The organism is Lysinibacillus fusiformis, from assembly GCF_003049525.1.
GTDB classification, from domain to species: Bacteria; Bacillota; Bacilli; order Bacillales_A; family Planococcaceae; genus Lysinibacillus; species Lysinibacillus fusiformis.
In genome coordinates this window covers 12,746-33,444 of sequence record NZ_PYWL01000005.1, presented here as the reverse complement: position 1 = coordinate 33,444, position 20,699 = coordinate 12,746, and the positions used below count along the sequence as shown (strand labels likewise).

The following is a 20,699-nucleotide window of genomic DNA, read 5'->3' as shown; positions in this document are numbered from 1 at the left end:
CTTATATATATGCAGATAGAGATAAAAAAATAAATGTTTATTCTTCTAAGAATAGGGAAAAACTATAGTACAGAGCTAGTTTCTATATTTTTAGGAGGTAATAAATTATGGCTAAACGAAAAGGAACAGGTGTTGTCATTGCAGGATTAGCGGGATTAGCAGCATCTTATTTAAGTAAAAAAGAGAACCGTGATAAAGCACTATCGATGTTTAATAATATGAAATCAAGATTAGAATCTTATCTGACAACAGGTCCTGATATGCACGACAATATTGCAGAACGCGTATCAACAGAGGTGGCAACAGAGGCTGGTACTTCTCCAACGAAGATTGCATCAAATGAAATGGTCGCTGAAGGTGGAGGACATACTGGTGTCCACTTCTATAATGAGGAAATTCAAGATAAGGAAAAATAATGACAAAACCTTCTCATCTATGCATGAGAAGGTCTTTTGTGTGGGAGTAGTATTACTCCAGCAAATATTAATAATACAATTCCCGTAAAGATAAAGCCGCTGATCACTCCAAGTGATAGCCATCCTAACAAGGAAGAACCTAATACTACACCAAGAGAGAAGAATGCATAGAAATAACCATATGCTTTTCCTCGTATTTCAGCCGTTGTAGAATCGATTAAAAGTGAATTGACGGAAGGGAAAAGGAATCCAAACCCAACCCCATAACATGCCATTGCTAGATAAAGCAAAGAGCTAGAATCGGCTTGGCTTATTAATAATTGGCTTAATCCCATTAATCCAATACCGAGTGACAATGTTTTTAGAGGGTTAACCTTATCAAAGATACGATTAGTTGGTAATAAAAAAACAAGTACAGCGATAATACCAAATGTGCTCATCAATGTGCCACTTAAACGAGAGTCAAAGCCTAGAGATTGAACTTTGAGCGGTAGAAGATATGCAATTACACCTTGTGAAAACATTAAGAAAAAGGCTCCTGAAAATGCCTTTAATGTTCCTGTATTATTAAAAAATACACTTATCGGAATATATGTACTTGGTGCCGCTTTTTCTTTTTTTACTTGATTTGCTCTTAGTAAAAAGAAAGAAAGAATCCCTAATAAAAGCATAAAGCTTGCAGTAATATTAAAAACAAATGGGACACTTGTCCGGCTTGCTAGAATACCACTAAAAGCAGGGCCAATAATAGCAGCAATACCAACAAATGCGCCAGAAATAGCACTACCCTTACCTCTTTTTTCTTGCTCAGTAGCGTTTGCTAAAAATGTAAAGGCGGCAGGGACAATGAAGCCTGCAACAAGTCCATGAATAAAACGGACTACTAAAAGCGCAATAGGCTCCTCTACTAAGTTATAAAGTGTTAATGATAAACCTGTTGTTAAGAGACCAACGATGAGTATGATAAAAGGTCCTTTGCGATCCGTTAAAAAGCCTGAAATTATATTACCAAATGTATTGGATAACGAATACATACCTACTGCAAGACCTGTAAGGAATGCTGATGCTCCTAAAGACTCAGCATATGTACTCATAACAGGTAGCTGGGTAAATAGGTCGAAAAAAGAAAAGAAAATAATTACATAAATAAATTTTTTCATAGCTCCTCCCATGAATTAGAACAAATTAGTAAGTTAGTTGCATATATTCCTATTATAACATTTCCAATAAAAAAGAACGCCCAATAAGTTTTCACTTAGTAGGCGTCCTGAAAATTGAAGATTAAGCTTTTGAAACTTCTTTTTTCATTGTTTTGTTTTTAGCAAGATTTACATGCCAAGAAAGTGCTTCCTCTAAAAGGTGAGGCGTTTGATGGCTACCAGTTGCTTCGACAGCACGGTTGTAGTAATCCCATAATTGCTCTTTATAATCTGGGTGTGCACAGTTTTCAATAATTAAAGGTACACGTTCTTTTGGTGCAAGACCACGTAAGTCAGCGATACCTTGTTCTGTTACGATAACATCTACATCATGCTCAGTATGATCAACGTGAGATACCATTGGCACGATAGAAGAAATTGCTCCACCTTTTGCGTATGATTTTGTAACAAAAATACCAAGGCGTGCGTTACGAGCGAAGTCTCCTGAACCACCGATACCGTTCATCATACGAGTACCAGAGACATGCGTTGAGTTTACGTTACCATAGATATCTAACTCAAGAGCTGTGTTGATTGAGATTAGACCCAAACGACGGATAAGCTCAGGGTGGTTAGAAATTTCTTGTGGACGTAAGCAAATTTTATCAGCATATTTTTCTAAATTGCCATATACTTTTTGCTGTAATTCTTCAGTCAATGTAATTGAAGTTGCAGCGGCAAATTTAACCTTACCTGCATCGATTAAGTTAAATACTGCATCTTGAAGTACTTCTGATGCCACGATTAAATCTTCAAATTCTGAATCTGCAAAGCCATCAAGTACAGCGTTTGCAACAGAACCAACACCAGATTGTAATGGCATTAATTGTTTGGTTAAACGACCTGCTTTAATTTCATTGCTAAAGAAGTCTAATAAAATGTTTGCCATAGTTTGTGTTTCTTCATCTGGAGGTACGATTAATGAAGGAGCATCTGGCTCTTCAGAAATAACAATTGCTTTAATTTTAGCTGGATCCACTTTAATACCGATATCACCAATTCGTTGCATAGCGTCTGTCATTGGAATAGCTTCACGCTTACCTTGTTCACCAGGTACATAAATATCATGGATGCCGATTAAAGCTTCTGGATGTGAGATGTTTAACTCGATAATAATATTTTCTGCATATTCTGCAAAGATAGGTGAGTTACCTACAGAGTTTGTTGGAATGATTAACCCATCTTCAGTAATAGCAACCGCTTCAAGAATTAAATACTTAATTGGTCCGATAATTCCTTGGCGCACTAGCTCAGCATTATGAGAAAGGTGAGCATCTACATATAAAACATCACCAGAGTTAATTAAATTACGGATACCAGCGTCTCCTTGGAATGGTCCACGTTTACGAATGGCACCAGCTTCTGCTAAGTACTTATCCACTTCTGGTCCTAATGATGCACCTGTATATACATCAATTTTGAATTCTTCATTTTTTGCTCGCTCAACTAAAGCCATTGGCACAACTTTTGCGTCCCCAGCACGAGTAAAACCACTCATCCCAACTACATCACCATTAGAAATAAGCGCTGCTGCTTCTTCAGCAGTGACAATTTTACTCTCAAGCTCTTTTAAACCTAGGCGTTTTTGAACATTTGCATCCATAAAAAAATCCTCCCCTAAATAATTTTGATGGAAACCGATTACAAAACTAGAAAAAACATTTGAGAATTTTCTGTTTATTCAGTTGTAGTATGACTCCAACCATTTGAATAATACTATCACCAAATTGTCACAATTACTTTATGAATAGCATTAAATTGAGTAAAAAAAGGAAAATCGAGCATTAAGATGATTTTTCGACAGAGAAAACGTTTTATTGTAGAGCTGTATAAATATAGGTAATTTCTACATAAAAACTATGCAAAAATTGTTAATAGGGGACATGAGGGGATCTATTTCGGATTAAAAAAATACAGCGAACAATCCACATAGATTGCTCGCTGTATTTAAAATTAGAAACCTAAAGAACGGCGGAAATAGCTTGCATAGCGTTGGCTAACAGGGATACGAGTACCGTCTTTCATAATTAATAAAAACGTTGAGTGAGAATCTGGTTGAATTTCATCGATGTAGTCAATGTTAACGATGTAAGAGCGGTGACAACGAATAAATGAATCAGGTGCTAAAAATAGCTCTAAATCACTTAGGTTTAAACGGTGATAACCTTCACGAGACATTGTTTTAACAAATGTTTTACGGAGTTGTGTTTCTAAATAAATCACTTGATCATGCTTAATTGGGTACCAGCAATCATCGATTTTAATGGTAATGTAGTTTGTTAAGAATGCTGATGGTTTTTGCGGGAAGATAGCAGTAATAGCTCCTTTAGTTTCGCCTTCCTCCATTAAAGGAATACTCATACCGTAATAAGCTACACCGAAAACATCAGGTTCGATGTACGAGCTAATTTTTTGACCATAGCTTAGGGCTTTGTGAGCCGCTGAACCTTCTTTAATAGGGTCGCCAGGTTTAATTTTTAAATCAACCTTTTTACTTGGCTGGTAATACAAATACTCATTGGTATCAGAGATAGCAATGGAAGTATTCTCGGGAAAGAATTCCTTAATAATCTCCATAATTTCTTCTATTTGTTTTGGTTCCACTTTAAACACCTCGTCTAAACTTTTAAAAATAGTATTATCATCTATTTTACTACATAATCATATAAATTATATAGAGAAGATTTAGGAATAAAATAGAAAAATGTCGATTGACTCATTAGAATGGTGAAATTTGTCTTGTATAATTTGTAAATACATTTAGATAATGACTAAAATATTTTAATACGTATATGGTAAAATTTAATTGTTAGGAATAAGTTTACAAGGTTTCTACTATGGCTATGTGATAAATTAGAACTAGAGTAGCAATTAAAATGTGGTTGAAAGGAAATCGCAGAATATGGTAAAATTCACTGTATAGTCTATTTTCTTGTGTTCTGGTGTTTAAGTTAGGTTATTTATAAGGTAGTTTTTTAAAAAAAATGTGAAATAGGACTCAGTTCTTAAGATAAATTAATAAATACTATTTTCTTATTTTTTATTCACTGGGATTGATGTCAAATATTGTAATGCAGTTCGTGCACTCTGAGGAAAGATGGGGAAGATTATGCAACTACATCAACATTCTATGTCAGAAACGATTTCCAAAAGATACTTCCAAGAAATCGATAATATAAATCAATATATCGGCGTCGAAGAATTTTTTAATATTGAGTCGAAATTAATTTTTGAAATTTACCATTTAGAATCCACCAAAGCGAAAAAATCTTTACATGAATTAATTGATATTCTTTCAATTCGTTTTGGGAAGCAGGTCATTAAAATTGTTCGAGGTTATTTTTCCGTTTTGTCTTCGATCGTTGCTCGAAAATTGCTAGACAATCAAGTACCTTCAAAAAAGGCATTTGCTTTCAATATTGCTTGTAATGATATGATCGAAAACCAAATGAAAGACGCAGAATTTTTGCAATTTGCCGATGATTTAATTGATTTCTTTGTTTATTTTATTGCAGATCGCAAACAACCGACTTTCCGACATCAAACTGTCAACAAAGTGATCATGTATATAAATGATGAATTAGAAAATGATTTAACTGTGGAAAGTATAGCTAATAATTTCCACATAAGTACTAGTCACTTATCACGTATTTTTAGAGAACATGTAGGTATTACATTAGTTGAATACTTAAATGTTCGACGTGTAGAAGAGTCACAATACTACTTACGACATACCAACAAAAGTATCACATCTATATCTGATCAATTCCATTTCTGTAACCAAAGTTATTTTACACGTATTTTCAAAAAGTATACTGGTGTTACGCCGAAGCATTTTAGAGATGAGCTTCATCATGAATTTTACCGATTTGAAATGGCTGAGACAGAATTACAAAATGCATAGCTTTTGAGCATAGAAAAATATGAGGTGCAGAGGTGTTAGCTATACTGCTATAGCTCGCACCTTTTTTTATGAAAATAACAAACATAAATAGTAGCACTTGCTATTTGATAAAGATAGACCCTATAAGGTATACTTCACAGTAGTTGATAAATTATAGTAGGTGGAAAAATGAAAAATTTGAAACTATTTTCAATGCTTGGGCTGGCTGTTTTTGTACTTAGTGGCTGTCAAGCAGTGCAAAACAAAGAAGGTTTTTTCTATAGTATCTTTGTAAAACCTATGGAATTTTTATTGGAATTTTTCGGGAACAATATCTTTGCAGGCAGCTATGGTTTAGCAATCATTGCGATTACTGTTCTAATCCGTTTAGTCTTAATGCCAATTATGTTGAAAAATTATCGTCAACAACAATTGATGAAAACAAAAATGGATGCATTCAAGCCTGAAATGGAAGCAGTTCAGAAGAAAATGAAAGAAGCTAAGACAAAAGAAGAGCAAACGCAATATCAACAAGAAATGATGGCTCTCTATCAAAAGCATGGCATTAATCCATTAAACATGGGATGCTTACCAATGTTAATTCAAATGCCGATTATTATGGGTCTTTATTTCTCAATTTTATATTCAACAGATGTGAAGTCACATGAGTTTTTATGGTTTAGCTTAGGGTCACCTGATATCGTCATGACGATTGTAGCGGGTATTGTGTACCTCGTTCAGGCACGAGTATCATTATGGACTGTACCTGAGCAGCAAAAGGCTCAAATGAAAATGTTTATTTATATTTCACCAATTATGATTGTCTTTATTTCGATGTCATCTATGGCAGCATTACCTTTGTATTGGTCTGTCAGTGGTGCGTTGTTAATTCTACAAACATATATTGGGCGAAAGTACTATTCGCAACATCCAGAAAAAGCAAAATAATTTATTCATGTCGAGGCGCCTCTGTTGCCTCGATTTTTTTAGGGGGACAACATGATGAACAGAAAATGGCTATCATCCATTTTAGTCGCTATTTTTAGTATTGCGGCACTTGTATTTATTATTATAGGGAAATTTAATTTTGCTGTACTTGCAATGACAATTATGTTTGCCATGTCAAATGGCTTTAGAGCAAAAAGTTTTGAAGAACAAGGATATGGAAAAGAAGCAAAATGGATGAAGTATATGGCGATATTTTTTGCGTTAGCTTCAATCATCGTATTCATCATTATTCTTACAGACTAATATTTACAAAATAACAGGTGAATTTCACACCTGAAAATGTGAACAGTGCTAAAATGAGATTATATCAATCAAGTAATAAAATAAGATAAGTATTTACAGAGGGAGGACCTACTCTTTTCGTATGTGCTATTTTTAAAAGGGGCATAAATAGTGAAAAACAATCGTCTTTTGCTCATCATGGGTGCTTTGATTTCTGTTGCGTTAATCGTATCTATTTTTGTAGTTTACAACTATAAAAATAATCAAGTAAATAGTGCATCTAATGAGCAACCAAAATCTACAGAAACAAATAAATCAACAGACCAAGATTCTTCTACAACAGAGAAGACAGACACTACACCTGAAACACCTGAAAAGCCAGAGCAGCAACCAGACGAAAATGGCTATCTGCCTAATCAAACTTTACCTACCGAACCAACGTATATAAAAGGCATTCTGCTAGCAAATAAAATTTATCCGCTTCCTTCTACCTTTGCACCTGAAGAAAATCCAGAAGCAAGACAAGCGCTCAATCAAATGCTAGAGGCTGCCAAGCAACAAGGGTTTGATTTAGTTGCTTTTAGCGGTTATCGTTCTTTTGAATATCAAACAACACTTTATAACAACTATGTTAATCGTGATGGACAAGAGGCGGCAGATCGATACAGTGCTCGTCCAGGCTATTCAGAACACCAAACAGGCTTAGCGTTTGATATAGGAGAGCGTGGAAAAGAAGATGTATGGCTGACAGAGGAATTTGGAGAAACACCAGCAGGGCAGTGGTTATTTGCACACGCTCAAGAGTATGGGTTTATTCTACGATTCCCTCAAAACAAAGAGGAAATTACAGGCTATATGTATGAGTCTTGGCATTATCGTTATGTTGGTAAGGATGTAGCTAAAGAAATTGCTAAGCAAAGCATTACGCTAGAAGAATATTTAGGCGTGAAATAAGAAAAAGGAAGAGATGCGGTTCTACACGAACAAGCTCTCTTCCTTTTTCATTTTATAAGATAGGAGTTAATAACCGAGATATTGATTCTTTAAATTTGATCAATGATGAACGGTTTTGGTACATCTCCCACGTCAGCTCTGTACAATCAAAAATATCCTTTTCAAACAGCTCCGCCAGCTGATGCGAAATGTTGGCATCATAGATAAAGGCATTCACCTCGAAATTTAAGCTAAAGCTTCGAACATCGATATTAGCTGTACCAACAGTGGAAGCCTCATCATCGATAATGATAGCTTTGGCATGAATAAAGCCCTTTTCATAGATATATACTTTTGCTCCTGCACGAAGCAGCTGTCCAACATAGGAATATGTAGCCCAATAAACAAACATGTGATCTGGCTTGTTAGGGATCATAATACGTACATCGATACCGGACAAAGTCGCAATTTTAATGGCATCTAAGAAGCTTACATCGGGAATAAAATAAGGCGTTTGAATATAGATATACTTTTGGGCCATATTTATCAGCTTTAAGTAACCAATCTTAATTTGCTCCCAATCGGAGTCAGGTCCGCTTGATACAATTTGTAAACCAACATCACCTTTTTTCGGGATAGCAGGGAAGTAGCGGTCCGAGTAACCCATCTTTTGCTGGGAGCTTGCTTGATTCCAATCTAATAAAAAGCGTGTTTGGAGTGGATGTACAGCACTACCTTCAATACGTAAATGTGTATCTCTCCAATACCCAAACTTTTTTTGTAAGCCTAAATATTCATCCCCAACATTAAAACCTCCGATATAGCCAATACGGCCATCAATGACAACGATTTTTCGGTGATTTCTAAAATTTAAACGGGGATTAAGTAGTGGGAAGATGGAAGGGAAGAAGACTTCTACCTCGCCTCCGGCATTAAGCAATTCTTTGAAATGACGTTTCTTCACATTACGTGAGCCCATCTCATCATAGAGGAGGCGTACTTTGACACCTTGCTGCGCCTTTTTAATTAGTGCTTGAACGATTCGTGTTCCTAAATCATCAAGACGGAAGATATAGTATTGAATATGGATATGGTCCTTAGCCGCTTCAATATCTTTAAGGAGCTGTTCAAATTTATTGGCCCCATCATCAAAAATATCTAGATGATTGTCCTGCGTTAAAACGGCATTGTTTGTTCTAAGGTGCATGTAAATCATCTCTTGATAATTCTCTGCATTTGAAATACGAAACTCAAATGTTTCATTACGAATGGCATCCATTTGATAGTTGATGAGCGTATCGATACCGATATCTTTACGCCCTTCCCAACGGAATAAATGTTTTTTTCGTAACTGTCTTCCAAGTAATAGATACAAAATAAACCCAGCTAATGGTATGAAAAATAGGACGAGAATCCATGCCCATGTAGATGTAGCATCTTTACGTTCTAAAAAAATGATAGTCATGGCTAATAAAATATTAAAAAATAAAGTAAAAGGAACTAAGTATTCTATATCTGTAAAAATGCTCATTCCTACACCTGCCTTTACTATTGATAATAACATACTTAGTATAGCCTACTTCAAATGAGGAAAGAAGATTTTAAATAGCTAGTTAGCATAGAAAAGGATTATCTCTATGATTTACTAGAGATAATCCGAATTGCTTGATAATCATTCTATCGTAGCCATGATCAATGTTAATCAAAACGCAACGATTTTTTAGAGGCTTTAAAAATAAAAATTAAGCTAATAGAAAGAATAGCGATTACTGCTGATGTATAGTAACCGAGACTTGCATGCATTGTAAATAACCAGGTGAAAAATAGTGGACCTAGTATGCGTCCCAGATTATCCATGGAATAAGATAGTCCAGCTGCTGTACCATATTGCCCGCCAGATTCTTTAGAGGATAGTGAAACAACACATGTTCTCGCAAGTGCGTTTCCGGCTGTAAAGACACATAATGCTAGCCCTGCGATAAATAGGTTAGCGGTTAACGTGAATAAAAGCATACCCACAGCCGTTACAATTTGTGCCCCGATTAGCCAAGTTGTCTCACTGCCGTTTTTAATTCGGCGAACGACACCACCTTGTATCGCAGCATCAACAAAGCCACTAAACATAAATAAATAACCAATTTGTAATGGTGTAATTTGAATTTTTTCGATTTGGAATAGTTGGAATGTAGCTTCTACACCTGCTAACATAAATGTTACTAAAAATGAAAACATAAATAAGTAACGCACACGGTATTGTAGCATTTTCCCAGCACCTTTTGGCACAATAGCACGTTTATTTGAATCTTTTCGTTTTTCAGGTTCTTTTAAGACGAAACTTGCATAAATAAATAATAGTCCAATTAATATAGCTGATGCGATAAACGGTAATTGCAAGCTATAATGACCTAGCATTCCACCAATTGCTGGGCCAAAAATAAATCCTAGACCGATGGACATACCCATAAAGCCCATATATTTATTACGTGTCTCCTCGCTAGACATATCTGCAATAAATCCTGTTACAGCCGTATATAAAGCTCCTGAAAATAATCCTCCTACAACGCGGGAAACATATAAAATAGCTAAGTTATCAATAAATAATGAAAAAATAACAAAGCTTAGGCTAAAACCAATTAGTCCCGTTTAGATTAGCTGTTTACGACCTACCTTATCTGATAGCATGCCCCAAAATGGTGCAGTGAAAAAGCTAGCTAATGAATAGACGGTCAGTAAGCCACCAACATGGAGATTATCCCAATTTTGCTGCACAATAACCTCAGGTAAGACTGGAATAATAATACCGAACCCTAGGTAAACGAGGAATTGAACAGACATTAATAATAAAATTGCCTTTTTCATATAGTTCCCTGCTTTCATACATTATTTCAATATGTATATTCTAACCCCGTTGTTCTTGCTATTACAAGAAAACGGAAGGAGAAACATGGATAGACGGCTTTTCTTTTGCTTTGAAATAAAGTAAATGAATAAAATATGGGGGGTTAGGTTAGTTTATAAATGTTTGGTGGTGAACAGGGCAGGGTATAAAAAAATACAATGTCACAAAAAAGAAAAATTTCAAAGCAAAGTTAAATGGTATGATAAACTTGTCAGACATCATACTCGTAGAAAAATGAAACTTTTTTGCCAATTAAACGTTATATAAAATCGAGGAAAGATTGAGGTGGAATGTATGAGGAAAGAAGTAGATTTGAAAAAGATTGTTTCGAATTTATCTAAGTTGGGTGTAACAGCCACTGTAACAAAGTCTCGACTAGAACTTTTAAAAGTGCTAACACCACCAACGCAGACACCGCAAGTTCAAGCTTAACTCGTTTACAATAGAAAAAGGGAAGTCTCTGTACTAGAGGCTTCCCTTTTTCTATTTTTATTCATCTTCATCATGTGTAGTAAACATGTATGTCCGATAGTGGAACCTCATACTAAAGACAAGTCCGATAGCTAGAGCATTCCCCATTAATGAACTACCACCATAGCTAATGAATGGAAGTGGAATACCGGTAATCGGTAATAATTGAATCGTCATTCCTATATTCTCGAACACATGGAATGTAATCATAGCGATAATACCAGCACAAACATATGTTGAAAATGGGTCTTTCAATAAAAGAGTAGTTTTTGTTAAATGATAAATTAGTAGGAAGAAAATACAAATAACAATGCTTGCCCCAATAAAGCCCCATTCCTCACCGATTACAGTGAAAATGAAATCGGTATGGTTCTCTGCAACATATACTTCTCGGTTTCGAAAGCCCTTACCGAAAATTTCACCTGATCCAATTGCATTGAGCGATGTAATTAAATGGTAACCATCACTGGAAGAATAGGAGTAGGGATCGAGCCAAGAATAGATTCGAGCGAACTGATACGTTTTAAAACCGAATGTTTTCTCTAAGAAATCTTGCATATAGAGAGCCATCCATAATAGTGAACCACCTGCTACTACGCCACCTAAAAATGTAGGTAATATTATTTTCCATGAAATACCTGCTACAATAATAAGGGCAGCGGTAATGGCAAAGAATACAAGTGCTGAACCAAGGTCTGGTTGTTTCAAAATAATCGCTAATGGAACGATAAGAGTTAAACCGATTTTTCCTAATAATAAGAAGTCTGTTTTTAATGATTTTAATGAATAGACTTCATGATGCTTACTAATTAATCGTGCCAGTGCTAAGATGTAGAATGTTTTCATAAACTCTGAAGGTTGAATGTTACCAAGCGGTGTATGGTACCAGCTTTTTGCGCCATTGACCGGTGCACCAATTTGACCTTCTCCTTCAGGCATAAATATAAGCAGTACCAATAAGGCAATCCCTGCTCCATACATATACCATGACATTTTTTTATATTGATCTGGCTCAAAAAACATCACTATGCCAATAATTACTGCACCAATTACATACCATTGCATTTGTTTTGGAACGTAGTTAATGCCATATTGACCGGATGTTTGGGCAGATGCAATAGCTAACAAACTAATGACTAGAAAAGTGAAAAGAATAAAAGCAAGGGTCCAGTCAAAACGATTTGCGAAATTTCGTTTATTTTCCATAAAATCCACCTAAATAAAAATAGTATCTCAATATGAGTAAATATAATGCGTTTCTTCCATTTTCGTTTATAATGTTGAAAGAATAGTGCGAATTCAAAATCAGAAAGAAGAATGTCTACTGATAAGATTGCAATTTGCTTTGAACGTTGTCAATGGAACTTTTAAGCAAATATTTTAACTCAATGAGTAATCGAAAACCTGTATGCAAATGCATGTGTAACATTCCTATTATAACGCAAAAAGCACTTTTATGCCTGCGTATATAGTTGTGACGACAATTAACATAAAATGTTTCAAAAAAATCGAGTTTAGTCTTATAATGTAGTGAAGAATGGGGTGATGGTTGTGGCTAAAAAATTAAAGTCAGCTGATGATTTTATGTATCATATTTATGTTCATATGAATGATGTCGATAAATTTGTCATTTTTAGCGGGTTAAAATTCTCGCAATTTGCGGCTTCGCTTGAACCACTGCATCACTTACTTTTATTAAAACATTCCTATGAAGACGGTTCTTTTAATATGCATACACAATTTGAATATGTATTGGATGAAGAGGTACCCCATTTTGTAAAAAATCGGCTGAGTCCAAGGAACTATGTTGGGTCGATTTTATGGATGAGAAGAGGCTAGACCATCTAACACCGATGGAACAAGGGGAATTGCTTTACATAAGTCATAAAAAAGAACCGATTACATCTGCATTTTTTAACAAATTGCAAAATAGATTCGTCTATTACTCTTCAGATTTAGAAAAAATGACAAAAATTTATTTCCGACATTTAAGTGATTCGGATTTATTGGTGGCAAATGTTTTTAATAGTTTAATTCGCGAAAAGGAACGTAGCTCTGGATTTTGGCGTAGAAAAGTAAAATCAAGTATCCCTACCATTTCACCTGAATTCTTACGTTCTTATCGATCATTTGCTAAAGACGGTGCATTATTATCGTTGTACCGTATTGAAAAACCAAAAGTGGCATATGGGATAGAAGTCCGCAACCTGTCAGAATATTCTTTTCCTGATGAAGTATGGGACGATTTAAATACCATTTTGAAAACTGAGCACGATGAATTGATTTATATTATTTAACGAAATATACACTTAAATCTCACCGTCGAAAATTACGGTGGGATTTTTATGTCATTTGTCAAGACGTTTCGTGATAAACTAATAGTACTCAAGAAGTATGTGGAGGGCACAAAAATGAAAAAAAGAATCGGTTTATTATACGGCGGAAAGTCAGCGGAGCATGAGGTATCCTTATCAACAGCTCGTGCAGTCACTGGTGCTTTGAATTTCGAGGAGTATGAAGTATATCCGATTTTCATAACATCTGAAGGAGAATGGCGACGTGGAGATCGTTTAGAAAAGCCTGTAAGTACTATCGAAGAACTACAATTTGGTGATAATACTACAATTTTAGAAAATAATATTACTGATTTTTTAATCGATGAACATGGCAAATCAGTACAGTTCGATGTTATTTTCCCATTGCTACATGGAACAAATGGTGAGGATGGAACCGTGCAAGGTTTACTAGAAGTTTTAAATCTTCCCTATGTAGGAAATGGGGTTTTAGCATCTTCTGCTGGAATGGATAAAGTGGTTATGAAGCAATTATTCGAGATTGCTGGTTTACCACAAGTGCCCTATACGTACTTTATTCGCAGTGAATGGAAGAATGAACAACAGGCTATCATTGAACGCTGTGAAGAAAGATTAACTTGGCCAATGTTTGTGAAACCTGCAAATTTAGGATCTAGCGTTGGAATTAGCAAAGCAACAAGCCGTGATGAATTAAAAAAAGCAATCGAGGTTGCCTTACAATACGATCGTAAAATTGTTGTCGAGCAAGGTATTATCGCTCGAGAAATTGAACTTGCCGTCTTAGGAAATGATTATCCGGAAGTTTCAGTACCAGGTGAAATTAAACCTGTTACAGAATTTTATGATTATGATTCTAAGTACACGGACGGCTCCACAGCACTTATTATTCCAGCTGAGCTACCAGAGGAAACAGAATCAAGCTTAAAAGATCTGGCAAAACGGGCTTTTAAAGCGATTGATGGTAGCGGTTTAGTTCGTGCCGACTTCTTTGTAACAGCTGATCATAGCGTTTACATTAATGAAGTCAATACATTGCCTGGTTTCACGCCAGTAAGTATGTATCCACTATTGTGGCAACATACAAATGTAAGCTATCCAGAGCTGATCAATCGTTTGATTACGTTAGCCATTGAACGTTTTGAAGAAAAACAACAGCTTCACTATAAAAAAGACTGAGTGGGATTATTGTGAAAAAAACATTAAAACAATTAGCTGCATGGTTAAATGAGGATATGTCGGCTTACGATGATACGGTTGTATCAGGAATTTCCATTGATACAAGAACAATTCAACAGGGGGATTTATTTGTACCATTTCGTGGTGAGCAAACAAATGGACACCGGTTCGTTGCTCAGGCGTTTGAAAAAGGTGCAGGTGCTTCTCTCTGGCAAAAGGATGAACCTAATCCGCCGGAAGGTATACCTTTATTGTTTGTGGATGATCCGGAAGTAGCTTTACAGGAAATGGCACGAGCTTATCGTAATGAACATAAAGCCAAATTTATTGGTATTACTGGCTCTAACGGTAAAACATCAACAAAAGATATTTTAGCGGGTACACTTGCACCGTTCTTTAAAGTTCAAAAGACAATTGGGAATTTTAACAATCAACTAGGTTTACCGATTACTATTTTACAGCTTGATGAAGATACAGAGGTAGCTGTCCTTGAAATGGGAATGAGTGGATTCGGCGAAATTGAATTTTTAACAAAGCTAGCTCAGCCACATATGACAGTTATTACAAATATCGGTGAGGCCCATATGCAGGACTTAGGGTCCCGTGCAGGTATCGCACAGGCAAAGTTTGAGATTATTCAAGGAATGCAGCCGGATGGCCTATTATTCTATGATGGAGATGAACCATTGCTACAGGAATTAGTGGCTAAGGAAATGCATTTAAATGCCGTAGCGTTTGGATTAGAGCCAAATAACCTTTTATATGCTGATCATATTCATGCCAATGCTAATGGTAGTAGCTTTACTACCCACGGTATGATAGAGGGTGACTTCTTTATTTCTGTACTTGGAAAGCATCAAGTGAAAAATACATTGGTTGCCATGTTAATTTCTCATCAACTAGGTTTAAAAAATGAGCAAATTCGTACATCCTTAGAGCATGTAGTATTAACAGATATGAGGATGCAACAAGTACAAGGTACAAATGGTGCATTATTTATTAATGATGCTTATAATGCTGCACCTACCTCTGTAAAAGCGGCTATTCAATTTATCGCTACTTCAACTATTCGACCTGAAAAATGGCTTGTATTAGGGGATATGCTAGAGCTTGGGCCGGATGAACAGCGTTTCCATGAAGGGCTAGCGGAGGAAATAGATGAGCAAGAAATCGATTACGTTTGTCTATTTGGGCCTCGAATGACTCATCTTTATGAAGTATTAAAAGAGCGCTTTGGAGCAGAGCGATTGTTATATGCCGAAGATGATTATACGGCTATTATTGAAAAACTAAAACTTGCTAATGAATCATCTATTGTTTTGCTGAAGGGTTCCCGTGGTATGAAATTAGAGACAATTTTACAAGCTTTTACGTCATAATTTTCATTGAATCGGTGGGATAAATTGCTCACCGATTCATTTTTTTAGAGGTTTCTTTGTTAAACGAGGTGAGGGATTTGTCAATAGGTGTACTATGCATTCATGGCTTTTCAGGTGGTCCCTATGAGATGGAGCCGTTTACAACATACTTACGGACGCATACGGATTGGCTCATAGTAGAACCAACATTATCGGGTCATGGTGAAGCCTTGCATATGGATGGATTTACTGCAAAGCACTGGTTAATGGACGCAGAGCTAGCCATACGGTCATTAGCTAAAAAAGTAGATGAGCTCATCGTTGTTGGATTTTCAATGGGGGGCATTATAGCTTTATATTTGGCGAAACGTTATAAGGTAAAAAAGCTAGTATTATTGAGTGCTGCTGCAAAATATATTAGTCCTAAGCAACTGGTCATTGATTTCAAATTACTTGCGACAGATGCATATCATCATAATTTAACGAATAATGAGCTATTTTTACGTTATCGACATAAGTTTAATAATGTGCCATTAGCTTCAACAATTGAATTTATGAAATTGGTTCGAATCGTGGAACCGTATTATCGGCATATCGAAATTCCTGTCTTTATAGTGCAAGGGAAACAGGATGGAATAGTGCCGTTTAACACAGCACAATTTCTTTATGATGAATTGGCTTCCACTGATAAAATTTTGTATTTTTCTGATAATGGAAGGCATCATATATGTCTTGAGGAAGATTGCTCCGATTGGTTTCCGCGAGTTTTGCTGTTTTTAAAGGATACTTGAAGTAGTCAGATTATTACGACTCATGCGTTATCGTTGCATACGTATTAAAGCCATGTTAGACTAGTGTAAGCAATGGATACATTTTGTGCGAAGACTCTTCATATTTGGTTGAAGAGTACTTTTTTTTGAACACAACGGTTTTATTCTAAAGTGAATAATTACAACAGAATCGAACCGCTCGGTAAAGACCGGGCTTTCCTTTTCATATAAGAGAGCTCTACATGAATGATCATGTAGAGAGAATTTTTAAGTAACGGAAACGTTCCACTACACAGGCTCGAATTTGCCGACAACTTCATCTGAAAATGTAACCATTTGTCAACTTAAAAGGAAAAAAAGGAGATTGAGAAGTTTGACAAATTTTTCAGAATTAAATATTAGCGAATCTACATTACGCTCTGTAAAGCGTATGGGATTTGAAGAAGCAACACCAATCCAAGAAGGTACTATTCGTTTTGCTATTGAAGGCCGTGATGTATTAGGTCAAGCGCAAACAGGTACTGGTAAAACTGCCGCTTTCGGGATTCCACTAATTGAAAAAATCGATCCAAAAAACCCTAATATCCAAGCATTGGTTATTGCTCCAACTCGTGAATTAGCTATTCAAGTATCTGAAGAGCTTTACAAGATTGGCTATGATAAACGTGTGAAATTATTATCAGTTTACGGGGGACAAGAAATTGGCCGTCAAATCCGTGCACTGAAAAATAAACCTCAAATCATTGTTGGTACGCCAGGACGTATTATTGACCATATTAATCGTCGTACGTTAAAATTAGAAGATGTGCAAACATTAGTATTGGATGAAGCAGATGAAATGTTAAATATGGGCTTTATCGATGATATTAATTCCATCCTAGAAAACGTTCCTGCTGAGCGTCAAACATTACTGTTCTCAGCAACAATGCCGCCAGCAATCCGTAAAATTGCGGAAACATTTATGCGTGATCCAGAAATCGTAAAAATTAAAGCAAAAGAATTAACTGTTGATAATATTGATCAATATTTCGTAAAATCTGCTGAACGTGAAAAATTCGATGTTTTATCTCGTTTATTAAATGTTCACCAACCAGAACTTGCTATTATCTTTGGTCGTACAAAACGTCGTGTAGATGAGCTAGCTCAAGCTTTATCTATTCGTGGTTACCTTGCTGAAGGTATTCACGGTGATTTAAGTCAAGCTAAGCGAATTTCTGTATTGCGTCAATTTAAAGAAAATAAAATTGATATCCTTGTTGCGACGGATGTAGCGGCACGTGGTCTTGATATTTCTGGTGTCACACACGTATACAACTTCGATATTCCACAAGACCCTGAATCTTATGTTCACCGTATTGGTCGTACAGGTCGTGCAGGTAAGTCAGGTCTTGCTGTTACGTTTGTAACGCCACGTGAAATGGGTTACTTGCGTATCGTAGAAGAAACTACGAAGAAACGTATGACTCCACTTCGTCCGCCAACAACAGATGAAGCATTAGTAGGACAACAACGATTAGCTCTTGATACTCTTGAAGGTCTTATTGCTAATAACAACTTAGGTGATTACCGTACACTTGCGTCAGAAATACTTGATAATCATGAGGCAATTGATGTTGTTGCAGCTGCTCTTCGCTCATTAACGAAAGAGCCAGATGATACACCAGTAACAATTTCAGAAGAACGTCCATTACCAATGCGTCGTGAACGCTCTAGCAGTAATCGTGGCGGTGGAGATCGTGGTCGCGGTGGTAATAATCGTAACTACGGTGGACGTCGTGACTCTCGTGGTGGAGATCGCCGTAATAGTAATAGTAACAGTAGCAGTCGTCGTGAAGGTGGTCGCCGTGAAGGAGGCCGTCGTGAAGGTGGACAAGGTCGTTCTCGTTCTCCTCGACGTCACGAAGATTAATTTTCGTAAGTGGATATTAAAACCTTGCAGTCATACTGGCTGTAAGGTTTTTTTTCGTATATAGTTGAAACAAAACGGTCATGAATTCCGTATAACCTACTATAGAAAAGAGGGGGAACGACAATGAGAGCTCAACCAGTGCATCAAATTTCCCGTAAAGGGTTAACTGTATGGCGTTTATATGGTGTCATACAAACAGTGGTGCTATTAATTGCAGCAGGAATCGTAAGCTATGGTACTTATTATTTTGAATGGCCAACGTTTATTTATTACATAGCTGGGGCGATTGTAGTATTAAGTGCCATATTATCAGTTTTTATTTTTCCTAAAATTAGATGGGAACGATGGCGATATGAAGTGCGAGAACATGAAATTGAAGTACAACATGGCTTATTTGTAGTAAAACGTACGCTCATACCAATGGTTCGTGTCCAACATGTTGATACGACACAGGGACCGATTTTAAAGAAATATGATTTAGGTAATATCTCCATATCAACGGCAGCAACCGTACATACAATTCCCGCACTTATCATGGACGAAGCAGATTCACTTCGTGCTCGTATCTCTGAGTTAGCAAGGGTGGCGGAAGATGATGTCTAAGGAGATTAATCGTTTACATCCTATATCAGCAGTAATTACGAGCGTCAAAGCATTAAAAAGTATGATATTACCCATTGCGATCATTATCATAACGAATGGCTTTAATTTTTCACTAAATTTCCGTAGTGATCATTTTTTTGATACCATTTTACTCTTCGGTGTATGGGGAATAGCCGCACTCCTTGCATTGATTGGAGGCATTATTAAATGGCGGACATTTGTTTATTGGTATGAGGATGGAGAACTCCGTATCAAATATGGATTGTTTGTTAAAAAGAAGCGTTATATTCCGTTTGAACGTATTCAAAGTTTGAACTATAATGAAGGAATTTTCCACCGTATTTTTGGATTAGTCAAAGTTCAGGTGGAAACAGCAGGGAGTAAAGGTGGCAAGCCTGAAGTAGAACTTACTGCAATTCGTAAAGAAGCGGCAGATGTTATTGAACTAGAAATGCGCCGTGCCAAAAATGAAGGTGTAAACCAACAATATGCAGAACAGACGGAGGTCGCAGACGATTCAATTTCAATTTCCGCACCAACTATTTACCATATGTCCATGCGTGACTTACTAGTGTTAGCCACAACTTCTGGTGGGATTGGTGTTGTGTTATCTGGTCTTGCTGCTATCGCCTCTCAGTTTTCAGATATTATTCCTTATGAAACTGTTTTCCATGAGTTGGCTGATTTTGTGAAAGTCGGGGCCTTTTTAATAGCGATATCGGTTATGTTAATTTTAATAGTAGCCTGGGTTGTTTCTGTCCTTATTACCTTGATTAATTACTATGAATATACAGTCCGTATCGAAGAAGATAAGCTGATCATAACTAAAGGACTTTTAGAGAAAAAGCGTATAACCTTACCTTTAAACCGAATCCAGGCTATTCGTATTGTTGAAAATCCATTGCGTCAATTAACAGGCTTTGCAACGGTTGTTGTTGAGAGTGCTGGAGGTAATGGTGAAGAGGGGAAGGATAAAAAAATTACCTTATTCCCACTCATTAAGAAACAAGATTGTATGCAGACATTAGAGGGTCTTTTCCCAGATATGAATTGGAATCCTTCCTTTACTCGATCACCTAAAAAAGCTAGACCTTTCTTTTATCGCATAGATTTTATTTGGCTTGTCCCTATTATTGGTGCATGTAGTTATTTCTTCTACCCGTATGGTCTATTGTCATTGCTACTCATTCCATTAACGATACTACTTGGGGTTTGGCAGCATAAAACAGCAGGCTATCAAATTGATGGGAAGCAACTGGCTTTACAATATAGAGTATTCAGTCGAATCACATTGATAGTGGAGAAAAAACGTATACAATCGATGGGAAGTACACAATCGTATTTTCAAAAAAGAAAAAATGTTATGTCTATAAAAGCAACAGTCATGTCCGGAGCATCCGGTACAACGGGTAGTGTTTCGAGTCTGGAACAACGAGATGCTGAAACAATATTATCTTGGTACGAACATTAAATGCAAAGCTAATTCTTTCAATTTTATGGAAGGATTAGCTTTTTTACATACAAATATTTGGTAATG

17 protein-coding genes and 2 pseudogenes are annotated in these 20,699 nt (G+C 36.3%); 13 read left to right on the top strand and 6 right to left on the bottom strand.

Features of this window, described 5'->3' with window-relative positions:
* Positions 1–107: 107 nt before the first annotated feature.
* Positions 108–416 carry a hypothetical protein gene (locus C9J29_RS13220; RefSeq protein WP_008177106.1) on the top strand — a complete coding sequence of 103 codons (309 nt, stop codon included), beginning with the start codon at positions 108–110 and terminating at the stop codon, positions 414–416.
* A gap of 17 nt (positions 417–433) precedes the next feature.
* On the opposite strand, the gene C9J29_RS13215 is transcribed toward C9J29_RS13220, so the two are convergent.
* The 3 genes from C9J29_RS13215 to C9J29_RS13205 all read right to left on the bottom strand — a co-directional run bounded on the left by C9J29_RS13215 (position 434) and on the right by C9J29_RS13205 (position 4,219).
* The gene (locus tag C9J29_RS13215) at positions 434–1,576 is read right to left on the bottom strand and encodes an MFS transporter (protein WP_107922306.1); all 1,143 of its coding nucleotides are present in this window, start codon (positions 1,574–1,576) and stop codon (positions 434–436) included.
* Positions 1,577–1,697: 121 nt separating this feature from the next.
* Positions 1,698–3,218: a succinate CoA transferase gene (locus tag C9J29_RS13210; protein WP_008177096.1), complete on the bottom strand. Its 1,521-nt coding sequence runs from the start codon at positions 3,216–3,218 to the stop codon at positions 1,698–1,700.
* Positions 3,219–3,568: 350 nt separating this feature from the next.
* Positions 3,569–4,219: a LytTR family DNA-binding domain-containing protein gene (locus C9J29_RS13205; protein WP_008177095.1), complete on the bottom strand. Its 651-nt coding sequence runs from the start codon at positions 4,217–4,219 to the stop codon at positions 3,569–3,571.
* A 505-nt stretch (positions 4,220–4,724) separates the two neighbouring features.
* On the opposite strand from C9J29_RS13205, the gene C9J29_RS13200 reads away from it, so the two are divergent.
* From C9J29_RS13200 to C9J29_RS13185, 4 genes are all read left to right on the top strand, one after another.
* The gene (locus C9J29_RS13200) at positions 4,725–5,519 is read left to right on the top strand and encodes a helix-turn-helix transcriptional regulator (protein WP_025114261.1); all 795 of its coding nucleotides are present in this window, start codon (positions 4,725–4,727) and stop codon (positions 5,517–5,519) included.
* A gap of 168 nt (positions 5,520–5,687) precedes the next feature.
* Positions 5,688–6,446 (top strand): membrane protein insertase YidC, encoded by a 759-nt coding sequence (gene yidC / locus C9J29_RS13195; RefSeq protein ID WP_008177090.1) that lies wholly within the window; start codon positions 5,688–5,690, stop codon positions 6,444–6,446.
* Between the two features lie 51 nt (positions 6,447–6,497).
* Positions 6,498–6,749 carry a hypothetical protein gene (locus tag C9J29_RS13190; RefSeq protein WP_008177088.1) on the top strand — a complete coding sequence of 84 codons (252 nt, stop codon included), beginning with the start codon at positions 6,498–6,500 and terminating at the stop codon, positions 6,747–6,749.
* Between the two features lie 150 nt (positions 6,750–6,899).
* Complete coding sequence (locus tag C9J29_RS13185; RefSeq protein WP_043990250.1) at positions 6,900–7,682, top strand: M15 family metallopeptidase; 783 nt, start codon at positions 6,900–6,902, stop codon at positions 7,680–7,682.
* A 52-nt stretch (positions 7,683–7,734) separates the two neighbouring features.
* On the opposite strand, the gene cls is transcribed toward C9J29_RS13185, so the two are convergent.
* The gene (gene cls, locus C9J29_RS13180; protein WP_043990258.1) at positions 7,735–9,192 is read right to left on the bottom strand and encodes a cardiolipin synthase; all 1,458 of its coding nucleotides are present in this window, start codon (positions 9,190–9,192) and stop codon (positions 7,735–7,737) included.
* Positions 9,193–9,359: 167 nt separating this feature from the next.
* A pseudogene (locus tag C9J29_RS13175) lies at positions 9,360–10,520 on the bottom strand (MFS transporter).
* 334 nt (positions 10,521–10,854) lie between these two features.
* On the opposite strand from C9J29_RS13175, the gene C9J29_RS24350 reads away from it, so the two are divergent.
* Positions 10,855–10,992, top strand: coding sequence for an Lmo0850 family protein (locus tag C9J29_RS24350; RefSeq protein ID WP_164908744.1), 138 nt, complete (start codon positions 10,855–10,857; stop codon positions 10,990–10,992).
* A 57-nt stretch (positions 10,993–11,049) separates the two neighbouring features.
* Here C9J29_RS24350 and C9J29_RS13170 read toward each other — a convergent pair whose 3' ends face one another.
* The gene (locus tag C9J29_RS13170; protein WP_008177081.1) at positions 11,050–12,237 is read right to left on the bottom strand and encodes an FtsW/RodA/SpoVE family cell cycle protein; all 1,188 of its coding nucleotides are present in this window, start codon (positions 12,235–12,237) and stop codon (positions 11,050–11,052) included.
* A 339-nt stretch (positions 12,238–12,576) separates the two neighbouring features.
* Here C9J29_RS13170 and C9J29_RS13165 point away from each other — a divergent pair.
* The 7 genes and pseudogenes from C9J29_RS13165 to C9J29_RS13135 all read left to right on the top strand — a co-directional run bounded on the left by C9J29_RS13165 (position 12,577) and on the right by C9J29_RS13135 (position 20,633).
* A pseudogene (locus C9J29_RS13165) lies at positions 12,577–13,328 on the top strand (hypothetical protein).
* Between the two features lie 114 nt (positions 13,329–13,442).
* Complete coding sequence (locus tag C9J29_RS13160) at positions 13,443–14,522, top strand: D-alanine--D-alanine ligase (protein WP_043990248.1); 1,080 nt, start codon at positions 13,443–13,445, stop codon at positions 14,520–14,522.
* Positions 14,523–14,533: 11 nt separating this feature from the next.
* Positions 14,534–15,901 carry a UDP-N-acetylmuramoyl-tripeptide--D-alanyl-D-alanine ligase gene (locus C9J29_RS13155; protein WP_008177074.1) on the top strand — a complete coding sequence of 456 codons (1,368 nt, stop codon included), beginning with the start codon at positions 14,534–14,536 and terminating at the stop codon, positions 15,899–15,901.
* A 77-nt stretch (positions 15,902–15,978) separates the two neighbouring features.
* A complete protein-coding gene (locus C9J29_RS13150) occupies positions 15,979–16,671 on the top strand; it encodes an alpha/beta hydrolase (protein WP_089985772.1) in 693 nt (230 codons plus the stop codon).
* Positions 16,672–17,023: 352 nt separating this feature from the next.
* Entirely contained in the window at positions 17,024–18,559 is a 1,536-nt protein-coding gene (gene cshA / locus C9J29_RS13145; RefSeq protein WP_090002031.1) for a degradosome RNA helicase CshA, read from the top strand.
* A 123-nt stretch (positions 18,560–18,682) separates the two neighbouring features.
* Entirely contained in the window at positions 18,683–19,162 is a 480-nt protein-coding gene (locus tag C9J29_RS13140) for a PH domain-containing protein (RefSeq protein WP_008177068.1), read from the top strand.
* Positions 19,155–20,633 carry a PH domain-containing protein gene (locus tag C9J29_RS13135; protein ID WP_089985771.1) on the top strand — a complete coding sequence of 493 codons (1,479 nt, stop codon included), beginning with the start codon at positions 19,155–19,157 and terminating at the stop codon, positions 20,631–20,633. The genes C9J29_RS13140 and C9J29_RS13135 overlap by 8 nt, the downstream gene beginning before the upstream one ends.
* The last annotated feature ends 66 nt before the right edge of the window (positions 20,634–20,699 follow it).